This window comes from Paenibacillus sp. B2(2019) (assembly GCF_008370385.1).
Lineage (GTDB): Bacteria > Bacillota > Bacilli > Paenibacillales > Paenibacillaceae > Paenibacillus_AQ.
The window spans coordinates 134,822-149,514 of record NZ_VTZR01000025.1 but is presented as its reverse complement, the minus strand read 5'-3'; the positions used below and the strand labels follow the sequence as shown (position 1 = coordinate 149,514).

General features: G+C 42.8%; 12 protein-coding genes. 2 read left to right on the top strand and 10 right to left on the bottom strand.

Going from position 1 to position 14,693, the window contains the following annotated elements; genetic code table 11:
* Window positions 1–32: 32 nt before the first annotated feature.
* The 6 genes from PAENI_RS25670 to PAENI_RS25645 all read right to left on the bottom strand — a co-directional run bounded on the left by PAENI_RS25670 (window position 33) and on the right by PAENI_RS25645 (window position 7,674).
* Window positions 33–1,472, bottom strand: a complete 1,440-nt coding sequence (locus PAENI_RS25670) for an SWIM zinc finger family protein (RefSeq protein WP_149647186.1) — start codon at window positions 1,470–1,472, stop codon at window positions 33–35.
* Between the two features lie 107 nt (window positions 1,473–1,579).
* Window positions 1,580–2,674 carry an NADH:flavin oxidoreductase gene (locus tag PAENI_RS25665; protein ID WP_149647185.1) on the bottom strand — a complete coding sequence of 365 codons (1,095 nt, stop codon included), beginning with the start codon at window positions 2,672–2,674 and terminating at the stop codon, window positions 1,580–1,582.
* A gap of 164 nt (window positions 2,675–2,838) precedes the next feature.
* Window positions 2,839–3,684, bottom strand: coding sequence for a rhamnulose-1-phosphate aldolase (gene rhaD, locus PAENI_RS25660; RefSeq protein ID WP_042128469.1), 846 nt, complete (start codon window positions 3,682–3,684; stop codon window positions 2,839–2,841).
* 49 nt (window positions 3,685–3,733) lie between these two features.
* Window positions 3,734–4,990: an L-rhamnose isomerase gene (gene rhaA, locus PAENI_RS25655; RefSeq protein ID WP_149647184.1), complete on the bottom strand. Its 1,257-nt coding sequence runs from the start codon at window positions 4,988–4,990 to the stop codon at window positions 3,734–3,736.
* A gap of 38 nt (window positions 4,991–5,028) precedes the next feature.
* Window positions 5,029–6,495 carry a rhamnulokinase gene (rhaB, locus tag PAENI_RS25650; RefSeq protein WP_149647183.1) on the bottom strand — a complete coding sequence of 489 codons (1,467 nt, stop codon included), beginning with the start codon at window positions 6,493–6,495 and terminating at the stop codon, window positions 5,029–5,031.
* Between the two features lie 27 nt (window positions 6,496–6,522).
* On the bottom strand, window positions 6,523–7,674 hold the full coding sequence (locus PAENI_RS25645) for an iron-containing alcohol dehydrogenase (RefSeq protein ID WP_149647182.1): 1,152 nt from the start codon (window positions 7,672–7,674) through the stop codon (window positions 6,523–6,525).
* A 319-nt stretch (window positions 7,675–7,993) separates the two neighbouring features.
* Here PAENI_RS25645 and PAENI_RS25640 point away from each other — a divergent pair, with 319 nt between their 5' ends.
* Window positions 7,994–8,749 (top strand): DeoR/GlpR family DNA-binding transcription regulator, encoded by a 756-nt coding sequence (locus PAENI_RS25640; RefSeq protein WP_076283464.1) that lies wholly within the window; start codon window positions 7,994–7,996, stop codon window positions 8,747–8,749.
* An 86-nt stretch (window positions 8,750–8,835) separates the two neighbouring features.
* Here PAENI_RS25640 and PAENI_RS25635 read toward each other — a convergent pair whose 3' ends face one another.
* From PAENI_RS25635 to zwf, 3 genes are all read right to left on the bottom strand, one after another.
* Window positions 8,836–9,480 (bottom strand): class I SAM-dependent methyltransferase, encoded by a 645-nt coding sequence (locus PAENI_RS25635; RefSeq protein ID WP_262495738.1) that lies wholly within the window; start codon window positions 9,478–9,480, stop codon window positions 8,836–8,838.
* Window positions 9,481–9,646: 166 nt separating this feature from the next.
* Window positions 9,647–10,540, bottom strand: coding sequence for a phosphogluconate dehydrogenase (NAD(+)-dependent, decarboxylating) (gnd, locus tag PAENI_RS25630; protein ID WP_042188983.1), 894 nt, complete (start codon window positions 10,538–10,540; stop codon window positions 9,647–9,649).
* 72 nt (window positions 10,541–10,612) lie between these two features.
* Entirely contained in the window at window positions 10,613–12,148 is a 1,536-nt protein-coding gene (zwf, locus tag PAENI_RS25625) for a glucose-6-phosphate dehydrogenase (RefSeq protein WP_149647181.1), read from the bottom strand.
* 874 nt (window positions 12,149–13,022) lie between these two features.
* Here zwf and PAENI_RS25620 point away from each other — a divergent pair.
* Window positions 13,023–13,910, top strand: coding sequence for a fructose bisphosphate aldolase (locus PAENI_RS25620; protein WP_149647180.1), 888 nt, complete (start codon window positions 13,023–13,025; stop codon window positions 13,908–13,910).
* Between the two features lie 147 nt (window positions 13,911–14,057).
* Here PAENI_RS25620 and PAENI_RS25615 read toward each other — a convergent pair whose 3' ends face one another.
* Window positions 14,058–14,435: a DUF1304 domain-containing protein gene (locus PAENI_RS25615; RefSeq protein ID WP_149647179.1), complete on the bottom strand. Its 378-nt coding sequence runs from the start codon at window positions 14,433–14,435 to the stop codon at window positions 14,058–14,060.
* Window positions 14,436–14,693: the final 258 nt, after the last annotated feature.

Sequence of the window (14,693 nt, the reverse complement as noted above, 5' to 3'; positions counted from 1 at the left end):
GTTTATGTGAATCTTATGTTTTCTTAATTTTTTTAATATAAGAGACGGATCATCTCCATCCCTTTGATAAGGGTTAACGGTTGTGCTTTCAATCGTCCTGTATCGAGTTGATGTTCAAACATAAGCAGCATCGTAGTATCCGATAATTCTTCGAGTGTAAAGTATTGTAACAGTGCAAGTGTATCCTGCTCGAGTGCTACTATTTGGTCTAACACCAAATGCTGGCCCGATTCGTCCGTAATGACGAACTGATCTTGCTGAGATTTGCTAATCTTATTCACATGCAGCAGCAACACAGGATTCTTGTCCGCTAGCGGATTCTTCAACTGATTTTTTATCTGCTTAAAGCTGTCGGAATAAGAATGAACTGCCTTAGAAACGATCCACTCTACATCCTGATTAGTCAGAGGCCGTGTTGACATATTCTCGAAACGAACTCTCCGGTTCCGATCACCAGGATAACGATAGAAGGAAGGAATAAGTGCAACATCAGTGAAGCTATCTTCTTCATGAATATATTTAGCTGCTTTATAAGGACGATATTGGAGCGTACGATGTATATCACCTGTAGATTTTTCTATCCAGTAGCCGAGGTCTACAAATTCCTGTCTGGCTTCATCATCATAGCTGAGGAATGAAAGCTGGATCAGCTCTACATCCGAGCTCATCAGACCGCATTCCTTAAGCTCCGTTAGCTGCCAAGCATGACCAAGCCATTCTTCAATCGTAGATTCATGATTCAAAGACATATCCGGATCTTCCAGCTTAATTGTTAGATGAGCGCGCCCTTTCTTAATGAACGCATGAATTCGGGTTAGCTGCTCTATTGCTAATGAATAAGTTTTCTCACGATTGTCAGAAGAAGAGAGCAATAAAGCTAATCGTCTTAATTCAATTTGTGCACCAGTTAAGTAATAATTGCCCATCATCTTCACGTGCACCTGAATATCCTTTACACCTTTGGCGTCTATTGTTCCAAGTCCTGCACGTATAAGCGATTGGGTCAATTTCTCCAGTACAGCCAAGCCCTCCAGTTGAGCTCCAATCTTTTTCTTAAGTGCGGACTTGTTCACTTTCTTGGGCTTAACATTAGCCCCTTCCGCAGCAAGCTCAGATTTTCGTTCTTCACGCTTACTCATCTTTTCTCGTTTAACAGCAAGATCTTCAGGTATCGTTGCAGATACGAAAATCTCCTTGCCTACATAGGCATATAGCAATCCGAGGACATGCTTGCAAGGAATCTGCCTACTTGGACAAGTACAACGCATCACCGGTTTGTCAGAAACAACAAAATCAGCAGAAGGATAATAGTTGCTGCTACCGCTACCACCACATTCACCAAACAGAACCACACCGTCTTCCGACTGATTCAATTGGACGAATCGTCTCTTCTTAACTAGTCCTTGCCCGTTCTTAATTGCTGCACTGTTCGGTGCTAGAGTATCTATGAAGACTTCTGTGATATCTATCAACCCATATCCTCCTTACCTATTACGCTTTTTAATATCTATGATAATATTAGCCCTTAATGAAAATTATTCTAAAAACAGAGCTGTCCATAACCCGCTGTTCTTTCCCTTTAGTATAGAGTTTTTGTCGATTCAGCCGTGAATGGAATGATCTCGTCTATTGCTCCACTATGAACTTTGGCAGGCCAAGCCGGATCGCTTATTAATGCTCTGCCAACAGCAACCAAATCAAATTCCTCACGGTCCATTCTTTCTAGTAATTCATTAATGTTATCTTCTGTCTTCTGAGCTGAGTCTTCTGCAAAAAAATCACTGTGAAGACCGATAGAACCCACCGTAATTGATGGTTTCCCCGTGATTTTCTTGGTCCACCCTGCGAGATTAAGCTCAGAACCCTCAAATTCAGGTTGGCTGAAGCGACGAGTGGAGCAGTGGAAAATATCAACGCCAGCATCGCTAAGTGGAGTAAGGAATCTTTCGAGCTCATCTGCATTTTTTGCCAGCTTCTCATCATAGGCACCCAATTTCCATTGAGAGAAGCGTAGCACGATCGGAAAATCTGGCCCAACCGCTTTACGGCACGCTTCAATAACCTCTACTGCAAATGTAGTTCTACCAACCAAATCGCCACCGTAACGATCGGTACGTTTGTTCGTTCCTTCCCAGAAGAACTGGTCTATCAGATAACCATGTGCACCATGAATCTCGATACCATCAAAACCCACTTTTTTCGCGTTCGCTGCTGCTTGAGCAAATGCTGAGACTAAGCTTTCAACTTCAGCTGTAGTAAGTGGCTCTGTCACAGGTTCTCCTGCTAAATTCAGACCAGAAGGGCCAATAGGAAGGGCTTCAACATTTGGACCTTCCCCTATAGTTCGCGCCATTCCCACATGCCATAATTGGGGGATGATCTTACCTCCAGCTGCGTGAACTTCTTCTACTACCTGCTTCCAGCCCTCTAAAGCTGCTTCTTCATGTATATTGGGAATATTGGCGTGGCTGACTGCCGAAGGATGATTAATAGCTGTACCCTCGGTAACGATCAATCCTACTCCACCTTCTGCCCGTTTACGGTAATATGCGGCAACATTACTTCCTGGTACACCATCCGGTGAGTATACCCGAGTCATCGGCGCCATGACGATTCGGTTTGACAGCGAAAGATTCCCCACTTGAATAGGTGAAAATAATAGCTCAGTGTTCATACATATTACCTCCAATTGATTATTTGATTACTTTAAGTAAGGCTAATTATCTCCCCAGAAGATGGAAAATGCAAATTTTTAAGATCTTTATGTAGGAAAAATCATAAAAAAACCGGACCCCGCAAAATCTGCGAACGCCCGGTTTTCATCCCATTACGAACTTCCTAAACCTCAAGAATACCAGCTTTTGGAGTTACTCCGAACGCCTTAGCTAAATCCCACAGTTGCTGATCTGTGATCTTTTGCTTAATTTCTCTTCCACCAATCAGGTTGTAGATCGTAGCTGCCTTTTCTACAGTCTCTACTAGACCAAAGGTGGCATCCATAGTGGAGCCAGTGCCGAATATCCCGTGCTGCGGCCAGATCACTAGGCGGTGATCCTTCATTTTCTTCGCGGTTTCGCGGCCAATTTCGCTGCTGCCAGGAACAATCCATGGAATGACACTAACACCATCTGGGAAAACAACAAGGCACTCTGTGCACATTTCCCAAAGCGTCTTCGTAAACTTCAATTCATCCAGATCATGCGTGAAGGTCATCGCGATAACATTCGTAGCATGTGTATGCAGTACGATACGGTGCGTAGGGTCCACCTTCAGTCGCTCAATATGGCTCATGAAATGGGAAGCCAATTCACTAGTAGGTACAGCGCCGTTCCGTAATCCCCATAACACTTCTACGCTTTCACCATTGGCACTAACACGAAGCACACCGAGATTGGCTTCCGGGTCTTTGATCACATTTCTAAAATACTTGCCAGAACCTGTCACGATGAAGTATTTGCCGGCTAATTCTTTTACAGGGAAGGTAAGTTTAATGGTGCGTAGTGGCTCTAGAACGTTAATATATTTAGCAACCTCATTCTCATCCAGCAGATAGCTGACATTACCTCCATTCAGCTCATCCCAGCCAAGCTCCCACATATGACGGGTAATCTCTGACATTTCCTGAATAAATGGAGCCTCACTACTGGCAATATACCCTTTGGATTCTAATACAGATGTACTCATTGTCAATCTCTCCTTTGTATATGTTGCTCTCCACATCCACTCTAACACTCTATCTTGCAGACAGAACTTCCTGCTCATAACGCTTTACTTCAGCCAGCCATTGCTCCCTAACGGGTGTATCTTGTGATGCACAATAGTAATCCCACACGGCTCCAAACGGATACGATTTGAATTCTTCCACCAACGCTAGTCGTGAAGTGTAATCACCTATCCGCTCGATTTGCTTCAATTCTTCCACCGGTTCGAGCATTGCTCGAAGTAACGCCTTAATGGTATTGCGTGTACCAATCACCCAAGCAGCGATATGATTAATACTGCCATCAAAGAAATCAAGTCCGATATTCGTTCGGGAGAGTAAATCCCCACGTACCAATTCACGGGCGATTTCCAGCAGCTCGTCGTCCATAGTTACAACGTGGTCACTGTCCCAACGGACGGGTCTGCTTACATGCAGCAGCAGCTGCTCACTAAACATAAGAATCGAAGATAGCTTATTTGAGATCATCTCAGTAGGATGGAAATGTCCGGCATCCAAACAGATGGCTTTGCCGCGAGTTAAACCATAGCCCATATAGAACTCATGTGAACCAACCACATAACTCTCAGAACCGATTCCGAACAATTTACTTTCTACAGCATCAATATTATAGAGAGGATCTATTTCCACACTAAAAATCTCATCCAGTGACTCTTTTAACCGCACTCTTGGAGCTAAACGATCGACTGGTGTATCTTTATATCCGTCTGGTACCCAAAAGTTAGTCACGCAAGGTTGACCCAGTTCTTTACCAAAATGCTCGGCAATCGTCCGAGAAGCCTTACAATGCTTAATCCAGAAGTTACGAATCTCATCGTCCGAGTGACTTAGCGTAAAACCGTCTGCAGCTTTAGGATGTGAGAAACAAGTAGGGTTAAAATCAAGTCCCAGCCCCTGCTCCTTCGCCCAGTCTACCCAAGATTGGAAATGGCGTGGCTCCAATTCATCTAAATCAACTTTTTCATCTGTATCTGCATAGATCGCATGTAAATTTACTTTGTGCTTGCCTGGAATGAGGGATAATGCCTTTTCTAAATCTTGGCGCAATTGATCTGGCGTGCCAGCTCGACCGGGATAACTTCCTGTTACTGCTATTCCCCCGCTTAGTTCTTTATCTTTAAAAAGAAACCCTTGTACATCATCGCCCTGCCAGCAATGGATGGAAATCTTAATTTGCGCGAGCCGCTCCAGCACTTTCTCCACATCAATCCCATGGGCTGCGTATAATTTTTTGGCTTCATTATAGCTAGTGATAATACTCTGATCCATGCTGTAGTTCCTCCTAAAATCATATAGCATAAGTTTAATTAGATTTGATGTTGTATTTTGGACAACTGAAGCTCTTTCCAGCGATTTAGAATGTCTTCAAGATGAGCGGTCGGGCGCGGTGTATACGACTTTATCTCAAATGATTCAGCGATAATATCTCTTGCTTCATTAATATCAGTTATGCTTCCCGTGCTAATCATCTGCACCACTATATTACCAAGTGCTGTGGATTCCGTTGGGCCAGCCTTAACTTCTCTGCCTATAACATCAGCAGTCAGTTGGCATAACAGACTGTTGTTAGCACCTCCACCCACAATCTGCAGAACCTCGATTCGGCTTTCTATTAGTTCTTCTAGTTCTTCCAAGTAAGTACGGTACGATAATGCCAAGCTGTCAAAAATACAGCGAGCCAACTGACCTGGCGTCTCAGGAACAGGCTGCCCGCTCTCTGCGCAGGCATTACGAATCTCTTCTATCATATTTGAAGGATTGAGAAATCTTGGATCATTACAGGAGATCAGGCTCCGGAAGTCTTCTTCTCCATGTGCAAGCTCTGCTAGTTCCGCAAAGCTATAACGATCGTCCATTAGCCTGCGAACCTCTTGGATGAGCCAAAGGCCCATAACATTTTTGAGGAATCTATAGGTTCCGTATGCGCCCCATTCATTGGTGTAATTGGCCTTCATGGCCATCATAGAATTGAGTGGCTGAGTTCGTTCAACACCGAGCAATGACCATGTTCCACTGCTGATATACGCGGAGTCTCTTTGAAGAGGAGCACCAAGCACTGCAGAAGCTGTATCATGTGTGGCTACACAGATCAGTTGGCAATCCGGAAGATCATATTCCTGAATTAGTGCTTCATCGAGGGGGCCAATAATTACTCCAGGTTCAGTCAATGTAGCGAATTGATCTCTTTTAATATTCAGAAAATCCAACAGGTCATCGTCGAAATCTCGACTCTCTAGATTCAATAGCTGAGTTGAAGATGCGTTAGTAACCTCATTGATCTTGCGACCCGTTAATCTGTAATACAGATAATCAGGCACGAGTAAGATTTGATCCGCTTGGGCTATTTCTTCTTCACTGTGAACATAAAGCTGATACAACGTATTAAATGACAACTGTTGAATACCAGTCTTTTCATATATAGTTTGAGGAGAAATATGCTTTGCTACCTCATCCATAGCCTTATCAGTTCTACGATCACGATAAGCGTAAACCTCTTGAATACGGGTTCCCTCTGCATCCACAAGAACATAATCTACAGCCCATGTATCTATACCCAGCGTACACGCTGTAATGCCTTGCTTCTTGGCTTTCTGAAGCCCTATAATAATCTGCTCGAATAAATAATCTATGTCCCAGAAACAAGAATCCTCTTGTTCTATAAAACGATTGCTAAACCGATGAAGCTCCTCTAAGGTGAGGACGCCCTCTTGCAGTATTCCGCGTACTAACCGCCCACTAGAGGCACCAATATCAACGGCGATATGATTATTCATAAAGAATCTCCTAAAGTAAGGGATGAGTTATAGTATTTTTTTGAATAGTGCAATGACTTCTTCCTTCGTTGGAATAAAAGGGTTACCCGGTGCACAAGCGTCCTTCATGGAGTTCTCTGCTAAAAGATCAAGATCGACCTCATCTACTCCAAGCTCGGATAGTTTAGATGGAATGCCTACTTCTTTAGACAACGCCTTGATCGACTCAATTACGAAGTCCGCGCATTCCTTATCAGTTTGACTCTCAACGTTTAACCCCATCGCTTTAGCAATAGCCCTGAATTTCTCAGGCACATATTTGGCATTCTGTTCTTCCACATATGGGAGTAGCATTGCGTTACATACGCCATGTGGCAGATCATATACACCGCCAAGCTGATGTGCCATCGCGTGCACATAACCAAGCCCTGCATTATTGAAAGCAAGTCCGCCTAGAAAAATCGCATACACCATTTGCTCACGAGCCTCAATATCATGGCCATTCTTCACGGTACGAGCCAAGTTAGCGAAAATAATCTCCACTGCGGCTAGTGCCGTAGCGTCAGTTACCGGATAAGCCCCTGGCGTTACTAGTGCCTCAATTGCATGCGTCAAAGCGTCCATTCCTGTTGCTGCCGTAAGTGCAGCGGGTTTATCAACCATAAGCTCTGGATCGTTAACTGAGATTGTAGCAATACTGTTCTTATCCACCATTACCATCTTCACTTTGCGTTCTTCGTCTGTGATTACATAGTTAATAGTGACTTCAGCTGAAGTCCCTGCGGTGGTATTCACAGCAACGATCGGCAGCGATTTATGTTTCGACTTGTGTACGCCCTCATATTCTTTGATGTGACCGCCATTTGTGGCAAGGATACCAATGGCTTTGGCAGTATCCTGTGGCGACCCACCGCCGATGGAAATCAGAGAATCACAATTCTGCGCTTTGAGATAATCTACGCCATCATGGACATTTTTACAGGTCGGATTGGGCTTCACTTCATCATAAATGGCATATTCAATCCCCGCTTCGTCCAATACCGCCAGCAATTTACCGGCAATGCCGCTCTTCATAAGAAATTTGTCTGTAACTACAAGTGCCTTCTTCAAATTAAGTTCTTGAATGTAAGGACCAATCTCCTGTAAGCATCCCTTGCCCATAATATTGATCGATGGAACATAATACACATGCGTGCTCATTGCTTGACCAGCCTCCTAATGAGTTCAATAATCGTTGTATTCCGTCTGCTGCGCCTCAGGCTGGCCTCTGAATAGCAGCTGGGCCGGCCTTGCATCACACTAACTCGATTAATCTCTAAGGGAATTATTTCCTTCTTCATCGTATGCTCCTAAATCTTTGTTGTCAACATTTTAAATATTAATTATGTTGTTTTTGTTTGTTTTATATCTGTTTTGTGAATATTATTGGAAAGTACAGATGTTTTTAAGTTGTTTTTATTGCAAAACACAGATATTAAGCGCTATGATTGTAAAATATAGCTTTGGAAAGGTGATTCCTATGCTTGCAGCCGAAAGACGCAAAAAAATAATAGATCTCGTCCATCAAGATAAACGCGTTCTAGTCTCCGATCTAAGTAAAATGTTTGAGGTCACTGAAGAAACGATACGCAGAGATTTGGAGAAGCTAGAGAAGGATGGCATCCTTAGTCGTACCTATGGCGGTGCTATGCTGAATCGCCATACGAATGAGGATCTGCCTTTTGTTACACGTAATGCCTTGAATACAGATATAAAACGGGGAATCGCCTTGAAGGCGCTCGATTTAATCAATGATGGAGATACATTAATGGTAGATCCAAGCTCTACAGCCTTTGAGTTTCTAAAATTGCTGGGAAACAAAAACAATCTAACCATCATCACAAATTCTATTAACATTTTGCATGAGTTCTCGAATTCAGGGATGGATATCATCTCTACTGGCGGTTCACTTCGTTACCGATCGTTGTCGCTGGTTGGACCGGTAGCCCATGACACCATTCAAAGATACAATGTGGATACAGCGGTAATCAGTTGCAAAGGAATGGATATGGAACGAGGCATCACAGATTCCAACGAACCGGAGTGTGAGCTTAAGAAGTACATGCTACGACAAGCCAATAAGGTCATACTCCTGGCGGATCATACCAAATTCGATAAAACTGCTTTTACAAAGCTGGTTGAGCTTGCCCATATTGATTTCTTGATTACTGACCGTAAGCCTTCTGAAGCTTGGCTAAAACGTCTGAACGAGGACAATATTGAGGTTCTCTATTAACAGAGGTAATAACATACTGAGCCTAATTTAAAAAATGCCGTTGCCCAGTAAGCTATGGGTGACGGCATTTGTTGTATTTTTCATCCTTATCTTTCCGTAGAAACCTGAGAAATTGATATTACATCTATGGAAGAATGAATATGATCTGATTGCTTTACTTGTGTAGAAGCCTTCTTCCTACAAATATAAACAAGCGCTGGCGGGAAATTTAACAGCACCCATTTAACACTCACAATATCAAAATACTGCATTAATTCCTTCTTCATTTGAGGAAAATATTCAAAAGTGATGAACCAGCCGCCCTCTTTTAAAGAAGATATGATTTGCTCAATGTAAAGCATCCGATCTGAGGCTGAGAAATTCCTAAAAGACAAACTGCTCACAATGCAATCTAACTTCTCCAACCTTCTATTATGAAGCGCAAGCCGTAGCCGCAGGCAATCGTTAAAAAAAATACGGTTAGGGAATTTAAGTCTTAGTTGATGTCGAAAATCAGGATCCTTCTCAAACAGGAGCACATTCATCCCGGTCTCTTCCCCGCTTGGAATAAATCTTGTGATGGCTCCAGTACCAGCACCCAGCTCAGCTATATTATGCATTTGTTGCCACGGAATGATGTCGACCATCGTTTTTGCCAGCCAGCGCGAACTGGGAGTAACGCTTCCTAATTGTCGGGGCGCATGCAGAAATTTATACAGAAAATGAAGTCTTTCTCGAATTCCGCTTCGCATGTCAATTCCCCCTTATCGTAATTTCCCCATCTAACTCTAAAATATGTTAAAAAGGTTAAAGTCGTACTCGATCTATTCTCTCCATTTATTAATTTTTGCAAAACAAAAGCCCAAATCTCACCGCAGAATGAATTGCGAGGAAATTCGGGCTAATGATTAACATTAATTACTTCGTTTCAACGGCATGTCCACCAAATTCATTCCGAAGTGCAGCCACTACTTTACCCGTGAAGGTATCGGTCTCAAGTGAACGGTAGCGCATTAATAACGCCATCGCGATCACTGGTGTTGCAGCTTGCAGATCAAATGCGGTTTCGAGCGTCCATCTGCCTTCTCCGGAGGAGTGCATAATCCCTTTGATCTCATCCAATTTAGCATCTTTCGAGAACGCACGTTCAACCAGTTCCATCAGCCAAGAACGGATGACAGAACCATGATTCCACACCCGGGCGACTTCCTCAAAGTTATAATCAAACTCACTCTTTTCCAGCACCTCAAAGCCTTCACCGATGGCAGCCATCATGCCGTATTCGATACCGTTATGAACCATTTTTAGAAAATGGCCACTACCAGCTTTGCCGGCATATAAAAAGCCGCTTTCCACAGCCGTATCACGGAAGATGGGCTCCACAACCTCCCAAGCTTCAGGATCTCCACCAACCATGTAACAAGCGCCGTTACGCGCTCCTTCCATCCCACCGGACGTACCTGCGTCCATGAAGCTGATTCCATGTTCCTTCAATTGCTCATATCTGCGAATCGATTCCTTATAGTGCGAATTCCCCGCTTCAATGACGATATCTCCTTTTGATAACAAAGGTGTGATCTCAGCAATGACAGAGTCCACAACCTGATGTGGAACCATAATCCAAATGATTCTAGGCGTTTCCAATTGTTGTACCAACTCAGGGAGCGTTACTGCTCCACTGGCACCTTTAGCTTTCATTTCCTCTACAGCAGGTGCATTCAAATCAAATGCAACAACCTCATGTCCATGATCCAGCAAATTCTGGCCCAAATTGAAGCCCATTTTTCCTAATCCAACTAATCCTACTTTCATGTAATTCCCCTCCGATATATAGATTCTTATGATGTAATTTCTCCAAAATTGGTAAAAAAAACAGACAGGGGCTTACGCCCCTGGCCGTATAGATTCCTCTGTTGCTGCAACTTCTGCCTGAGCAGAGAGAACTTCTGTCTCCTGATCTGCCTCATCGAACCACCAGCGATCCTCACCCAATAGCTCCATAGCCGCATCTGGACCATATGAACCTGAAGCATAAGTGTGAAGTGGCATAAGCCCCTCTTCCATCGCTTCCTGAATAGGTGTAACCCACTGCCAAGACAGTTCTACTTCTCTCCAGTGAGCGAAGAAGGTAGCATCTCCACGAAGTGCATCGAAGATTAGATTCTCGTAGGCTTCCGGAACATCTGAAGTACCCGCTTCATAAGTAGCGCGGACAGGCTCAAGCTTTCCTTTTTGCAGCTGATCTTTCGTGTTAAGTTGTAGCGTTATGGCTTCATTCGGTCCAATCTCGATAATCAGTAAATTCGGTACATCATTTCCTTTGTTCAAGTTATTACTATCATTAAACGGTTCTTTAAACTCAATAACAATACGTGTGGATTTCTCCTTCATTCTCTTACCTGTACGAACATAGAAAGGTACATCATTCCAGAGCGGATCATCTATAAATAAACGCGCTGCGATAAACGTCTCATTTTGCGAGGATTGGTTAATGCCTGGCTCATTCAAATAACCTGCAACAGGGTTCCCTTTGATTTCACCTTCTGTATATTGTCCACGGACAACATGTTTATTAACCTCATCTTCGCTAATTGGAATAAGATGCTCCATGACGTATATTTTCTTCCCACGGATTTCTTCAGGTGTACTGCCTTTGGGAAGCTGCATTGCCATCATCATCATCAACTGCAGCATATGGTTCTGGAACATATCACGAAGTGCGCCAGCTTTATCATAATAGCCTGCCCGCTCTTCAACGCCGACAGTCTCACTCGCCGTAATTTGAACATTCGCGATATATCTATTTTTCCACAGCGCTCTTAGCACTGGATTAGAATACTTCAGAACTTCCAAATTCTGCACCATCGGTTTACCTAGGAAGTGGTCAATCCGGAAGATTTCTTCTTCAGTAAATACGGCATTCAAGCTATCATTCAGCTCTCTTGCTGATTTCAAATCTGTGCCAAAAGGCTTCTCAATAATCAGACGTTTCCAGCCTTTCGTGGAACCCAGACCGCTTGAGTGAATATTAGCTGCGATTTCCTTGAAGAACTCAGGACCCACAGACAAATAGAACATCCGATTCTCCGGAATATTGAACAACTGCTCGCGACGTTTAACATGCTCCAGCAGCTTGGAGTAATCTTCGGTATTCCCTACGTCTAGTACGCTATATTCAAAAGCCTCCAAGAACACCTGCAATTGCGGTGAGTCAACGGCTGGTTGTCTAGAAAAAGTCTGTAAGGATTGCAGTACTTGCTTACGGAAGGCTTCGTTCGAAACTTCTCTTCTTCCTAATCCAATCACAGAAAGAGGACCTGAAATTTGACCATCTAAAAAGAGGTTATATAGTGCAGGATAGATTTTACGTTTTGCCAAATCTCCTGTAGCGCCGAATAGCACAAATGTTGATGATTCCACTTTCATTCCTCCTGTTGTTATACATTATTTATATACTTACTTTTAATTACTAACATACTCAGTAGAATCAATCATACGACTGATATTTTCATACGTCAACCTCATTTCGACATTTACGAAAAGTTATTATTTTCACAAAGCTATGAATTGGTAATTATGATTAATGTCACAAAGAAAATAGTATTGGATCATTCGCATTAAATTACTCGGATATTCATGTTGATTAAAGAAAAATCTCAATCCCAGTACGGCTTTAGCCAAATTCCATCCACACCCTCCGATTAGAAAATCATCACAACAGCCACTTTGTAACAAGAATAAAATTTCCAGTCGCCACCTTTACTCGTGCTCGCTCGTATCTTCAAACTAACTTCAAGTAATTGATCATTTTGAAATGGACTACGTCCATAAAATATTACAAATCGATCTTGCTTTTAATCTCAACTTAGATTTTTAAGCATAAAAAAGGTCATCTTCGAGGAAGATTATCAGAGAATGCTTCGAAGGGTTTAGTGCTGACAACTTTGATGGCATTTAGGCCATTTAGCCATGCTATCGGACTCAGGTGCAACTATTTACTCAAAATTACTCCACTTTGGAGCAAAAACATGGCAATAAGAACTATACAGTCCGATTTTACTCAAAAATACGCCAAATTGACCAAATAGCTGGAATACAGTCCGTTTCGTCAACGCCTGCTGATCTCCTTGGCTGGATCGGACTCAGCAGTCCTTTTCTATGATTGTGACCCGCTCATATCGGACGGTTACCGCACTAGCTTCCCATCGCCTCTTGTTTAAAGCCGGTATTTTAAGTGTTATAATTAAAGACGCATGAATTTCCATTCAGTTTACGAAAGGAAGGAGTTTTTTTCATGAATATGAAACAATGGGATCGAATTCGGACGGGACAGGGTTTTATAGCTGCCTTGGACCAAAGTGGTGGAAGTACACCAAAAGCGCTGCTGCAATATGGCGTTACAGAGGACAGTTATTCCAATGAAGATCAAATGTATGAGTTGGTTCACGAGATGAGAACACGTATTATCAAGAGCCCTGCATTTGATTCGAATTATATACTGGGTGCAATCTTATTCGAAAACACAATGGACCGTCTCATTGACGGGAAATATACTGCTGATTATCTGTGGGAGGAAAAAGGCATTGTGCCATTCCTGAAAATTGATAAAGGACTCGCCGAGCCAGAAGACGGGGTACAGCTCATGAAGCCCATTCCCGGCTTAAGTGATCTTCTGCAGCGGGCCAACGAACGGAATATTTTCGGGACAAAAATGCGTTCGGTAATTAAAGAGGCCAATCCTTCCGGCATCAAAAAAGTGGTTGAACAGCAGTTTGAAGTCGGCAAGCAGATTTTAGAAGCGGGACTGGTTCCGATTATCGAGCCTGAGGTTGATATCCATTCTGCTGATAAAACAGCGTCGGAAAAGCTGTTAAAAGAAGAACTTTCAGCTCAATTGTCTAAGCTGGGCCAAGACGTAAAGGTCATGCTTAAGCTCTCCATACCCACGGAGAATAACTTCTACCGCGAGTTAATGGACGATCCTCACGTTTTAAGAATTGTCGCTTTGTCCGGCGGTTACACTCAAGCTGAGGCCAACGATAAGCTCGCCCATAATCAAGGATTAATCGCCAGCTTCTCACGTGCTTTATCGCAAGGACTAAGTGCCGGGCAGTCAGACGAAGAGTTTAACGCGCTCCTCTCCAAATCTGTCGAAGCGATTTATGCTGCCTCTATTCAATAAGTAGCTCTTCCCCTCCTGAAGACGTAAGACATAAAAAGGGCTGTTTCCCTGACAGGTAATTACCTGCCGGGAAACAGCCCTTTTTTTTAATTTGGATTAACTTTTTTTTAAGGGTATTGCTCGCAAACAGTTAGTTGCCGCTTCTGCTTAAGTCACAGGAAAATAAGTCGAAACTACTAGTATTAAAGCGATGAAAGCTGGAAGGCCTTGCATAAACAAAATAGATTTTTTCACCGTCAGTGCACCATAAATCGCCGCCACTATAACAGTGCAGAGGAAAAAGATTACAACTTGGTGGCCGAAATTCACATTCGGTTGAACCAGTCCCCAAATTAAACCAGCAGCTAAAAATCCATTATACAACCCTTGATTCGCTGCTAGAGTTTTAGAAGCATCCGCAACTTCCTGCGTCATTCCAAAAACTCGAAGCCCTTTGGGCTTTGACCAAGCGAACATTTCCAAATAGACAATATAAATATGTATTAACGCAACGAGACCGACCATGATCTTACCTGTTATGATCATTTGATTAACTCCTCTTAATTTAATTTGCGCACAATTTAATTGTATCACATATTAATTAAATGATGTACATTCCATCATCATTTTCATATTAAAGCCACTCAAATCCCCTTCTTAGTAATCAACAAAGGAAATGCGGAAATCAAGCTACTGATTTATGAAGTTTTTAAAGTCCTATTCGTCTGGTCAACTAATAGAATCTTAACTATAATTAAATGTACGAGACGAAGAACGTCCCGATTCATTCCTTTTTGAATGGAT

Bases quoted from the DNA above. Each gene is read 5' to 3' on its own strand.
- rhaD (WP_042128469.1), bottom strand. From the start codon at position 3,684: ATGAGTACATCTGTATTAGAATCCAAAGGGTATATTGCCAGTAGTGAG.
- PAENI_RS25665 (WP_149647185.1), bottom strand. From the start codon at position 2,674: ATGAACACTGAGCTATTATTTTCACCTATTCAAGTGGGGAATCTTTCG.
- PAENI_RS25640 (WP_076283464.1), top strand. From the start codon at position 7,994: ATGCTTGCAGCCGAAAGACGCAAAAAAATAATAGATCTCGTCCATCAA.
- PAENI_RS25645 (WP_149647182.1), bottom strand. From the start codon at position 7,674: ATGAGCACGCATGTGTATTATGTTCCATCGATCAATATTATGGGCAAG.
- gnd (WP_042188983.1), bottom strand. From the start codon at position 10,540: ATGAAAGTAGGATTAGTTGGATTAGGAAAAATGGGCTTCAATTTGGGC.
- PAENI_RS25620 (WP_149647180.1), top strand. From the start codon at position 13,023: ATGAATATGAAACAATGGGATCGAATTCGGACGGGACAGGGTTTTATA.
- PAENI_RS25615 (WP_149647179.1), bottom strand. From the start codon at position 14,435: ATGATCATAACAGGTAAGATCATGGTCGGTCTCGTTGCGTTAATACAT.
- rhaB (WP_149647183.1), bottom strand. From the start codon at position 6,495: ATGAATAATCATATCGCCGTTGATATTGGTGCCTCTAGTGGGCGGTTA.
- rhaA (WP_149647184.1), bottom strand. From the start codon at position 4,990: ATGGATCAGAGTATTATCACTAGCTATAATGAAGCCAAAAAATTATAC.
- PAENI_RS25635 (WP_262495738.1), bottom strand. From the start codon at position 9,480: ATGCGAAGCGGAATTCGAGAAAGACTTCATTTTCTGTATAAATTTCTG.